Annotated in this window: 8 protein-coding genes and 1 pseudogene; 6 read left to right on the forward strand and 3 right to left on the reverse strand. The window is 63.3% G+C overall.

The window, feature by feature from the left end:
• The coding region (locus EOA79_RS24610; protein WP_281060298.1) for a tetrahydrofolate dehydrogenase/cyclohydrolase catalytic domain-containing protein at positions 1–226 on the reverse strand (226 nt) is incomplete at its 3' end.
• Positions 227–657: 431 nt separating this feature from the next.
• Here EOA79_RS24610 and proC point away from each other — a divergent pair.
• Positions 658–1,473, forward strand: coding sequence for a pyrroline-5-carboxylate reductase (proC, locus tag EOA79_RS24615; RefSeq protein ID WP_127248303.1), 816 nt, complete (start codon positions 658–660; stop codon positions 1,471–1,473).
• Here the strand turns inward: proC and EOA79_RS24620 are convergent.
• A complete protein-coding gene (locus tag EOA79_RS24620; RefSeq protein WP_127334885.1) occupies positions 1,448–2,788 on the reverse strand; it encodes an NAD(P)H-dependent oxidoreductase in 1,341 nt (446 codons plus the stop codon). The genes proC and EOA79_RS24620 overlap by 26 nt on opposite strands.
• Positions 2,789–3,370: 582 nt before the next feature.
• Between EOA79_RS24620 and EOA79_RS24625 the strand changes: the two genes are divergently transcribed.
• The 4 genes from EOA79_RS24625 to EOA79_RS24640 are packed head-to-tail and all read left to right on the forward strand — an operon-like array spanning position 3,371 to position 8,866.
• Complete coding sequence (locus EOA79_RS24625; protein WP_245489925.1) at positions 3,371–4,759, forward strand: TolC family protein; 1,389 nt, start codon at positions 3,371–3,373, stop codon at positions 4,757–4,759.
• Between the two features lie 38 nt (positions 4,760–4,797).
• Positions 4,798–6,930, forward strand: coding sequence for a type I secretion system permease/ATPase (locus EOA79_RS24630; RefSeq protein ID WP_082953988.1), 2,133 nt, complete (start codon positions 4,798–4,800; stop codon positions 6,928–6,930).
• A gap of 15 nt (positions 6,931–6,945) precedes the next feature.
• Positions 6,946–8,235, forward strand: a complete 1,290-nt coding sequence (locus EOA79_RS24635) for an HlyD family type I secretion periplasmic adaptor subunit (protein WP_066989331.1) — start codon at positions 6,946–6,948, stop codon at positions 8,233–8,235.
• Positions 8,225–8,866, forward strand: coding sequence for a ribbon-helix-helix domain-containing protein (locus tag EOA79_RS24640; protein WP_067327220.1), 642 nt, complete (start codon positions 8,225–8,227; stop codon positions 8,864–8,866). Before EOA79_RS24635 ends, EOA79_RS24640 begins: the two co-directional genes overlap by 11 nt.
• A 14-nt stretch (positions 8,867–8,880) precedes the next feature.
• On the opposite strand, the gene EOA79_RS24645 is transcribed toward EOA79_RS24640, so the two are convergent.
• Positions 8,881–9,882, reverse strand: coding sequence for a transglutaminase-like cysteine peptidase (locus tag EOA79_RS24645; RefSeq protein ID WP_127334884.1), 1,002 nt, complete (start codon positions 9,880–9,882; stop codon positions 8,881–8,883).
• Between the two features lie 324 nt (positions 9,883–10,206).
• Between EOA79_RS24645 and EOA79_RS24650 the strand changes: the two are divergent.
• Positions 10,207–10,858: pseudogene (locus EOA79_RS24650) on the forward strand (hypothetical protein); the annotation flags it as partial.

Below are 10,858 nucleotides of genomic sequence, written 5' to 3' on the forward strand. Positions count from 1 at the left end.
CTTCGGTCGTCTCAGCCGGCAGCGTGTGCTGGAGCGAATGGAAGCCGCACTCCTTGGCCGTGCGCGACTTCGAGGCGACGTAGACCTGGCTTGCCGGATCCTCGCCCACGATCACCACCGCCAGACCGGGCCTGGTCGCGCCCTTGGCCGAAAGCTCGGCGGTCAGCGCCTTGACCTTCGATACCACGTCTGCGGCGACACTCTTCCCGTCGATCACTTCGGCCATCATTCACCTTCAACACTGTTGCGCGGCCACGCTTGGCACGCAGCCCTGATCCTCAATCCAGCAGTCGGCACGCGAACGCGGCGCGCAAGCGGTCAAATGCCGCGCGGCATTTTCACGAAAATTCGACAGGGCAATCCCGTCAAAACGTCGTCCGATGCCGTAAACCCGAAACCGGCTGCTCTTATCGAAGGCCGCTTTTAGCGAAGACGGGGTATTTTAGAAATAGCGGCGGCGCGAGCGGCTTTCGGTCAGATCGCGCACCGCCTCGCGGAATCGCCGGCAGGGCCGCAGCGTGCTTGGCCTACGACAAGTGTCGCTGCGACCTCTCTCGGCTCGCCGCCCCGACTGATCTGGCCGATCGATCTCCTTGAGACTGGACTTTTCCGCAACCGCGCGAGCGGCTAAGGAGAGCCCTCTTTGCGGAGGTTTCGATGACCATCAGGCTCGTTCTCGCCGGTTGCGGCAATATGGGTTACGCGATGCTCTCTGGCTGGCTGAAATCCGGCAAGCTCGAGCCGTCGGCGGTGTTCGTGGTCGAGCCCAATGCCGAGTTGCGCAGGCGAGCCGAACATCTTGGTTGCGGCGCCGCGGCCGACGCATCCGCAATTCCCGCCGATGCCATGCCCGATCTCGTCGTCATCGCCGTGAAACCGCAGGTCATCCGCGATGTGACCGCAAGCTACAAGCGCTTCGGCGACGGCAGGACCACCTTCGTCAGCATCGCCGCGGGCACGCCGGTCGCGACCTTCGCGGAGATCCTGGGCGGGCTCGCGCCGATCGTGCGCTGCATGCCGAACACGCCGGCGGCGATCGGCAAGGGCATGATGGTGGTGTTTTCCAACCCGCTCGTTCCCGACAACGTCAGGCGGTTCGCCGCCGAGCTGCTGTCGGCGAGCGGTGTCGTGACGACGATCGACGACGAGAGCCTGATGGACGCCGTGACCGCGGTCTCCGGTTCCGGCCCGGCCTATATTTTCCATTTCATCGAGGCGCTGACGGTCGCCGCCGAGAAGGCCGGCTTGCCGGCCGAGACAGCCAAAGTGCTCGCCCTGCAGACCGTCTATGGTGCAGCCTCGCTTGCCGCCGAAAGCGATGAAGAGCCGGGCGTGCTGCGCCAGCAGGTCACCAGCCCGAACGGCACGACCGCCGCAGCGCTTGCAGTGCTGATGGGCGAAGACCGGCTGACGAAGCTTTTGACCGACGCGGTGGAAGCGGCGCGGCTCAGATCGATAGAGCTGGGGAAGTAGACCTCACGCCATACAGCATCTCGTCCTGCAGTTGGCGCAGGGCAAATAGCTTGGTCGTCTTGTCGGGCGCGGCGTTGTCGGCGGTCAGGAGTTCGCCCTTCCTGACCGGCTTCAGGACCTTGCCGCCTTCGAGCAGTCCGACCGGCACGGCACGGCTGGCGCGCGCCTCGGCGACCGTCATGGTCCAGGAGCGGTAGCAGGTCTCGCCGATGGCGTCGAAGATCTCGCCTGCGGCGAGGTCGCGCTTGGCGACCGCGCAGACCTCGGCCACCGGTTTAGGCAGCGGCACCATGTCGGGTTTGCCGTAGAGCATGATGCGGGCTGCGGTCAGCGGCACCTCCAGCGAGGTCAGGTGGTACGGCCTGAAGAAGCTGTAATAAGGGCCGTGGCCGACATGGAGATCGTCCATGCGCTCGACGACGCGCGGATGCGTCGCCTCGACGATGACGAAGACGCCAGGCGCCACGCCCTTGCCGATCGTGTAGTCGACGATACCCTTCTTCGACAGGATGCCGCCGTCCTCGCGCGGGATGAGCACCTTGGCCAGCTGATCACGGTCGGCTTTCGGGCCGTGCATGCCCGGAACATCGGGCACCAGGCCAGTGGCGTTGGCGATGGCGCACATCTCGACCATGGTCTTGGAGCCGTCGACGAACTCGACCAGCATGCGCGGGTTCATGTTCCGGCGCAGCGCTTCATCCCGATAATCGTCGGGAACGGCGTCGTGATTGAGCGGGTTGTTCTTGCCCTTGCCAGCCGAGACGATGGTATAACCGAGCGACGAGGCGAACTCGATCAGCTCCATGCAGCTCGACGGCTCGTCGCCGGCGCCGACCGAATAGACGACGCCGAGCCGATCCGCCTGCTGCTTGAGGTAGCAGCCGATGGTCACGTCGGCCTCGACATTCATCATCACCAGATGCTTGCCATGCTGCATCGCCATCAGGTCGAAATCGGCGGCGACGCCGGGTTTGCCGGTGGCATCGATGACGACGTCGATCAGCGGGCTGGTGACCAGCATCTCATTCGAGGTGATGGCGATCCTGCCGCTTTCTATCGCCTGGCTTACCTTGGAGGCGGTCTCGGCTTCTGCAGCCATTGCATCGTCGCCATAGGCGATGCGGATCGCGTCGCGAGCCGTGTGCGGGCGGCGCGTGGAAATGGCCGCAATCGAAATGCCCGGCATCAGCATGCCCTGGGTCACCAGATCGGTGCCCATCTCGCCGGAACCGATGACGCCGATGCGCACGGGGCGGCCGTCGGTGGCGCGCCGGGCGAGATCGCGGGCAAGCCCGGTCAGGGCGACATTTGTCATACAAGAACGTCCATGCTTTGCTTCAGCCCGCAATACAGGGAACGATCCCCGTTTGCCAACAAAACCAGCCACCCATGGCAATTTCGTGCGCACGTCTTGCAGGACCGGCGCAGATTTCCCGCAACGATCCGCAACCTTCAGGTGTTTGAAAGCCTTGGCCATGTCCGGAGGAAGGGCGGATGCCGCGGTTCGTGCCAAGTGCCGATCTGACCGCCAAAGTTGGCACGGTGAGCGACGCCTCGGTCGATTCCTTTGTGCGGACTTACTGTTTATTTAGAGAAAATGGTGTTCGCGGTCGCTTTCAACTGAATGGCGCCCCCGGCGGCGATCGTCTTCTGTGCCATTTTTGCTACATCGGTCGGGACTAATGGCTGGAATCCACGCTTTTGGAGCGCTCTAAATCAATAAGTCCTCCCATCCGCGAAAAATCTGCTAGATACTGGTTGCAAGCTCCGGTGGCAGGCTTGGGCGAAATAAGCGCTGACAAAAACAAAAAGGCGCGGGGATAGTCACGGGGTAGAAATGACCAGGACGGGTAAAGTGACCGTCGGCTGGCGCCTTGCGCTTGCCATGACGGTGTCGATGCTGGCTTGCGGAAGCGCCAGCGCACTCACGCTCAAGGAAGCTGTAGCAGTCGCGGTCGAATCCAATCCGGAGATTGGGCAGGCGATCGAAAACCGCGAAGCCATCGAATTCGAGCTGCGCCAGGCGAAAGGGCTCTATCTTCCCAGCGTCGATCTCGAAGCGTCGACCGGCGTCCGCCGTCTGGATAACGACTCCCGGCGAGCGCTCGACGAGGATCATGACGCGCTTTATCCAAACGAAGCGGACCTCACCGTCTCACAGACGCTCTATGACAGTGGCGCAAGACGGGCCGAATTGAACCGCCAGGCCTCGCGCGTCGACGGAGCTTCCTTCAGGGTGCTGGAACGGTCCGAATTCATCGGGCTTGCCGTCGTCCAGGACTATCTCGAATACATGCTGCAGGCGTCGATCGTCGCCGAAGCGAAGAAGAACCTCGGCTTCCATCAGTCCATACTCGGCGACATCAAGCAAGGCATCGCGGGCGGCGCGCTCAACGATGCCGACCGGCAGCAGGCCGAGGAGCGGCTTTACGCCGCCAAGGCGCGGATGCAGGAGGCGACCGAGGAACTGGAAGCGGCCAAGATCCGCTTCTTCAAGAATGTCGGCAAGCCGCTGACCAACCCGTCGCGGCCGGCCGATGTGGCCGGCGCGCTGCCGCGCTCGCTCGATGACGCGATCGGGCTTGCCAGACAGAACAATCCGCGCGTCCACATGGCCAACAGCGACATCGATGCGGCCGCGTCGCTGGTCGACGCCGCGCGGGCGAAATACGGCCCCACCATCACCGCCGAGGGTGTCGCGCGGGGCGGCTATGACATCGACGGCGACGACGGCGACACCAGCGACCTGCAGGCTCGGGTGGTGCTGCGCTGGAATCTCTATCGCGGCGGCATCGACAAAGCCAACGAGCAGGAGCAGATCCGCCGCACCAGCGAGCAGCGCCTTGCGCTGCATCAGGTGCTGCGCGAGATCGAGGAAGCCGTCCGCACATCTTGGGACCGCCGCTTCCGCCAGGCGGAACTTGCGCAGACGCTGCGCCTGCAGGCAGCAACCAACGAAAGGCTGGTTGCCTCCTACCGCGAGCAGTTCAAGTTCGGACAGCGCTCGCTGCTCGACGTGCTCGATGCGCAGAACACGCGCTTCAACACCGCGACGCTGGCCGACACCTCGTCCTACGCGTCGCTGTTTGCCCAATACCGGCTGCTGGCCGCGACCGGGGAGTTGCTGAAGACGCTGAACATCCAGCCGGCCAAGCACGCAGCCGCCTACGCGCGCAGCGAATTCGGCACGCCGGCGACAGCCGATACCGAAACCTATGCGCGCACACCATCGGAGCAGAAGAACGATCTGCCGTTCGACATCCTCGCGCCGGTCAGGAAGAAGTAGCCGATGTAAGCATCGATCTCTGGTCCTTCGGGCGGATCGTGAACCAGCAACCTAATATCATCTCGCCCAAGGAGGCTTTCAAAGCCTGCTTCTCGGCGATTGCAGCCTATCTCGGCCGGCCGAGCGCCGAGACCGTGCTGTTTGCCGGGGTGCCGATTTCGGACACGCGCATCGAGCCGGACGACATCAGGCATCTGGCCGAACGGATCGGTCTCGAGGTCCAGGCGTTCAACCATCGCGATTTCGTGCGCGGCCGAGTCGATCTTCCGGCCATCGTCTTCCGCGCCAGCCAACTGCCGGTTGCGTTGCTCGCCGAAACGGAAACCGGGCAGTTCCTCACGGCGCCGCAGGAAAACGGCCGCACCACGATCGGCAAATCGGAGCTTGCCGAGAGCTACATCAGCGGTGGCGCCTCATTCTCGATCACCTATGCCAACACCGCCGAGGAGATGACGGTCGGCACGGCGCCGAAGATCGAAAGACGCCATTGGCTGACCGGAACGATGGGGGCGTTCTGGCGCACCTACTCGAAGGTCGTGCTGTCGGCGGTCTTCATCAACCTCTTGGCGATCGCCTCGCCGATCTTCACCATGAACGTCTACGACCGCATCCTGCCGAACAAGGCGATCTCGACGCTCTGGGTGCTGGCGCTCGGGATCGGCGCGGCCATCCTGTTCGACCTGTTGCTGAAGACGGCCCGTGCCTCGCTTATCGACTATGCCGGGCGCAAGGCGGATCTCAGGATTTCCTATCTGCTGTTCGAGAAAGTGCTCAACTCGTCGCTTTCGGCGCGGCCGGGATCGACCGGCGAATACGCGAACCGCGTCACACAATATGAGTTCGTGCGCGAGTTCTTCACCTCGAATACCATAAGCGTCTTCATCGACACGGTTTTCGTCTTCGTCTTCCTGCTGGTCATCTACGCCATTGGCGGCTGGCTGGTGATCATACCGGCGCTCGCCTTCGTCATCGCCGTCATTGTCGGTCTGGTGACACAGAGGCGCATCGGCAGGCGGGTCGCCGCCTCAATGAACGAATCTGCCCAGCGCCAGGCGCTCCTGGTCGAGTCCATTTCCACGCTGGAGACGATCAAGTCGCTGCGCGCCGAGGCCTATCTGCTGCGCAAATGGGGCGAGCACTCGAAGAACGCCGCCAACACCTCGGAGAAGATCAAGGAGCTTTCCGCCGCTGCCGGCAACATCACCGGCGCCATCCAGCAATTCGTCACCGTCGCCCTGGTGGTTGCCGGCGCCTATGCCTTTTCGGAAGGCCAGGTCTCGACCGGCGCGATTATCGGCACGGTCATGCTGGCGGGCCGCGCGGTCGCGCCGCTCGGCCAGATCGCCATCACACTCTCCCGCTTCCGGCAAGCCGTGCTGTCGCTCAGGATCGTCAATACGATCATGTCGCAGCCGGAGGACCGGCCCGACACGGTTGGCTTCGTCAACCGGCCGATCCGCAGCGGCGCGATGCTGTTCAAGAATGTCGGGTTCGCCTATCCAGGCACCGAAAACGAGGTTCTGAACGGGCTCAACATTGCAATCCGCCCCGGCGAGCGCATCGGCATCATCGGCCGCATCGGGTCCGGCAAGACCACGATGGGGCGCCTAATCGGCCGGCTGTTCCTGCCGACGTCCGGAGAACTGCTGCTCGACGGCATCGACATCCGCCAATACCACCCGTCCGAAGTTCGTGCCGCGGTCGGTATCGTCGCGCAGGCCGGCGACCTGTTTTCCGGCACGATCAAGGAAAACCTTCTGATGGCCGCGCCGGACGCGACCGACGAGGAGATCATCGATGCGGCGAAGGCCGCGGGCGTCGACGACTTCGTCTCTCGCCATCCGCGCGGCTACGACATGAATGTCGGCGAGCGTGGCACCAATCTGTCGGGAGGCCAGAGGCAGGCCGTGGCGATCGCGCGGCTGCTGCTGACCAAGCCGAAAATCGTGTTCCTGGACGAGCCGTCGGGTTCGATGGACCTGGCCTCGGAACGGCAGTTGATCAGGCAGCTCAAGGTGGCGTTCGACCGCAACACGACGCTGATCGTATCGACCCATCGCTACAGCATGCTGGAGCTGGTCGACCGCCTCATCGTCATCGAGCAGGGGCGCGTGGTCGCGGACGGAGCAAAGGAACAAGTCATCCAGGCATTGCAAAAGGCGAATGCCTGACCGGGACGTTGGGGAATGTTAGCAAAAGACGACCGGCCGCCGCTTTTCGCATCGGCGTCCGTATACATCATAGGGGCACTGTTCGTGGCCTTCACCGCCTGGGCATCCTTTGCCGAGGTCGATGAGATCGCGCGCGGCGACGGCAAGGTCATTCCCGCTTCCAAGACGCAGATCATCCAGGCGAGCGAAGCCGGCGTCGTCCAGGAAATCGCTGTCAAGATCGGCCAGACCGTCAGGAAGAACGATCTGATCATCCGCCTCGACAACACAGGCAACACCTCGAGCCTGGGTGAGGAGCAGGCCAAGGCGCGGGCGTTGCAGGCGCGCATTGCCAGGCTCAAATTCGAGCAGAGCGGCAATCTCGAGGGCGCGTTCCCCTGTCCGTCCGACATCCAGAAGACTGCCCCGGAGATCTGCGACAACGAGCAGAAGCTGCTCGTTGCGCGCCGGGACAACTTCCAAGTCAAGCTGTCGGTGCTGAAGTCGCGTCTCGATCAGCGCGAGAAGGAACTGGACGAGGCAACCGCCAATTCCGACCGCCTGTCCAAGAGCCTCGCCGTCAGCGACCAGGAAACGGCGCTCGTCGAATCGATGGTCAAGAAAGGCCTGATGGCCAGGACCGAACAGATTCGCGTCGAGCGGGAGCAGACCGATCTGCGCGGGCAGCTCAACCTTGCCGGAGAGACCATCAAGAAGAGCAAGGCGGCCATCACCGAGGCGCAGCTTCAAGTCGACGAGCTCGGCCTGCAATTGCAGCAGGAAGCATTGAGCGACTTGACGCAGGCGCTGGCGGACCTCTCTGTGGTGGACGAAACCATTCGCGGCGCCACCGACAAGGTGGCGCGGACCGATATTCGCTCGCCTGTCGACGGCATCGTCAACACGCTCGATGTCAACACGCTCGGCGCTTTCGTCCAGCCGGGCGCGGTCGTGGCCGGCATCGTGCCGACCTCGGAGACGCTGCTGGTCGAGGCGCGGGTCTCGCCGCGCGACGTCGCCTTCATCCAGCCGGACCAGGACGCGCTGATCAAGGTCACGGCCTACGACTTCTCGATCTTCGGCGGCATCGAAGGCAAGGTCTCCAACATCACCGCCGACAGCCTGGTCGACCAGAAGACGGGCGAGCCCTACTATCAAGTGCGCGTCGCGACCGAGAAATCCACGTTGCAAAGGAACGGCAAGACTTATTCGATTATCCCCGGCATGATCTGCTCGGTCGATATCAAGACCGGGCGCAAGACGATCCTCAACTATCTATTGAAGCCCATCAACAAGGCGCGCCAGGAGGCGATGAGTGAACGATAGCGCCGCACGCCCCGACACTCCGCGCGACCGGCTGCTGCCGCCGCTCGCAGCCGAGGATTTCGGCCCGGAGTTCCGCGTCGTGGCGCGTGGCGGCGTGCGCCGCGGCATCCGTTTGGAGCGCGCCTTCTGGGTGTCGCTGAAGCAGATGGCCGAAAGCCGCAAATGCACGATCGGCATGCTGGTCGCGGAGATCGCCGAAAATCATCCCGACCAGGGCAATCTCACATCGGCGATCCGGGTCGCATGCATGCGCGGCCTCGCCGAGGAAAGCATGGAACTGCGCAAGCTCGCTTCGATCCGGACCATCAACGCGATCCTGGTCGCCTGCCCCTCGCCCGCCTTCGCGCTGTCTTCGTCGAAAAAGATCCTGACCTTCAATGCCCCGTTCCAGCAATTGGTCAGGCGCCAGCTGCCGAACGCGCCGGGCGACGACGGCAGGCAGGACCTCAAGCTGGCGCTGGACCTCAACGTCGTCGACGTTTTTGCCCGGCTCGACGCCAATGGCGAGACACCCGTCACCACCGGCTTCGTCATCGGCGCCGGCGAGCGCCGCTACAGGGGCCAGCTCAGCGCGGTGCGCGCGCCGGTCACAGAGCCGGAGCTGCTGATGGCGTTCGTCTCAAACGGTTGAAAGAGGCGAGCCGCCTATTTCGTTGCGAAACCGGAGCCTGCCGACGTGACCGTCACATCGGGCGAAGCGCCTTCGCCGGGCGCCACTGTCGCGAAACCGCCGGCGATGTCGGCGATCTGTGCGCCGGCTTTCGTGCCGTGGATCCAGGCGCGGTCGGTGCTGAAGGAATAGAGCGGGACATAATCGGGAAGATCGCGGTCCATCGCCACAACGTTGCTGAGGCTGTCCAGGATGAAGGTGCCCCTTCCGGTGCTCACCGACAGCACCGCGTGGAAGAATTTCCGGCGGCGATCCTGCAACACGACCAGCGACATGCTCTGCGCCGGGATGCCGGCGCGCAACAGCGCCGCCATCTTCAGGATCGCGAAATCCTCGCAATCGCCGGCGCGATGCTCGAGGATCTCCGACGGCTTCGCCCAGTAGTCGAGCTTGCCGTAGACGACGCTGTCCTTGCGATAGGCGATCAGCCGGTTGATGCTGCTGTTGACGAAGTCCAGCTTGTCGCGAAAAGCCTTGTTGGCTGCAATGCCGACGATCTCGCCAAACGCAGCGTTCTCACGATCGCAGGCACTTCCGGCCGTGCAGTCGATAATCGCCTTGTAGACAGGCGCCCAGCGCGCGGCGACCGGGAAGTTGCGCATGGACAAGGCGACCGACCCGAACACGCCCGGAATGATCGCCCCAGTCTGAATCGGGTCAACCTGGATCGGGTCGATCCGGATCGGATCGACTCCGGGGGTAGCCTCTCCACTCGCAGAACTTGCCGCCGGGCGGACTTCGAGAGGCGCATAGGCACTGGCGGCACCGCCGACCCGGTAGGCAGCAACAGGCTGCCATGGCTGCAATCTGGCCAGCGAAACGCCGCCGAGATCGGCCGGCGCAGGCAGCGTTTGAGAGGCGGGACTTGCGACGGAGACTGCGCTGGCGGACGACGCATTCGGCAGACCGGCCAGGCCGATTGCCAGCAGCAGAACCTTGACCCTCGACGCCGACGAGGCAGCTTTTTGTATTTTCATGACGCCCACCTTTGACTGTGGACGCTACCGATCTTGTCTCAAATTATCGGAAAGGAAGGTGGGTAAGTTTCCGCGAATCAATCTATTCTGCTTTGTCTCAAATTTTATTCAAATTTATACTTGAATTTGCCGAACTGCCGCCGCGCTCCCCAGTCGGTTCGGCGGCGCCCCTGAAGATATATAACTGAATATATCGTTGCGATTTACCAAGTGTAAAAAATGCAAATCCATGCATATTCGAGTATATCAAAAAGATTGAAGGTACGTTGCAAAGTTCGAGCCCCGCATGTCTCTTGCCGGGAAATGCCGAAGGGGGCTTGAACTATGACGACCAGTATCGAATTCGACGCCGTTTCAAATTTCTCGGACGAGCACGCAACTGTCGGCGAACAGCCGATTTCGGGCGTCCAAGTCGCCCAGGCCTCCGGCGGCCAGACGGCACCCGTGGCAGGCGAACCTGTGCCGGTCGATGTGGGAAGCGGCGCGCCGGCAAAGGGCGACGGCAACGCCCAGAACGCACAAAGCACAGCCAAGCCGGCGGCGGACGCCAACGCTCCTGCCGCCAACGCCCCTGCCGGAAACGCGCCGGCACCGAACACGGCAGCCTCGAACGTTGCGCATGAATATCACGCCGAGGCCGGCAATGTCGTGAAGCTTCCGGCCAATGTCTCGATCGACGACATCAAGGTCGACGGGCACAATCTGGTGCTGGTGCAGCCGGACGGCGCCGAGATCGTCATCAAGGACGGCGCGCTCAACGTGCCGACCTTCATCATCGGCGATGTCGAGGTGCCGCGCATTGCCCTGATCGCCGCGCTCGAAGCCAGCCACGTCGATGTCGCCTTCGGCGCCGACGGCTCGATCTCGGCCGGCGGAAATGGCTCGCCAAGCAGCGCCGGCGGAGACTTCTCGGTGCCTCCGGGCGGGATCGGAGACGGCTTCAGCCTGTCGGCACTTTTGCCGCCGACTGCATTGG

This window comes from Mesorhizobium sp. M1A.F.Ca.IN.020.03.2.1 (assembly GCF_004023205.1).
Classification (GTDB): Bacteria; Pseudomonadota; Alphaproteobacteria; order Rhizobiales; family Rhizobiaceae; genus Mesorhizobium.

What these genes read in the sequence shown, in the direction of transcription:
- proC (WP_127248303.1), top strand. Translation starts at nt 658, where the DNA reads ATGACCATCAGGCTCGTTCTCGCCGGTTGCGGCAATATGGGTTACGCG.
- EOA79_RS24645 (WP_127334884.1), bottom strand. Translation starts at nt 9,882, where the DNA reads ATGAAAATACAAAAAGCTGCCTCGTCGGCGTCGAGGGTCAAGGTTCTG.
- EOA79_RS24625 (WP_245489925.1), top strand. Translation starts at nt 3,371, where the DNA reads ATGCTGGCTTGCGGAAGCGCCAGCGCACTCACGCTCAAGGAAGCTGTA.
- EOA79_RS24620 (WP_127334885.1), bottom strand. Translation starts at nt 2,788, where the DNA reads ATGACAAATGTCGCCCTGACCGGGCTTGCCCGCGATCTCGCCCGGCGC.
- EOA79_RS24635 (WP_066989331.1), top strand. Translation starts at nt 6,946, where the DNA reads ATGTTAGCAAAAGACGACCGGCCGCCGCTTTTCGCATCGGCGTCCGTA.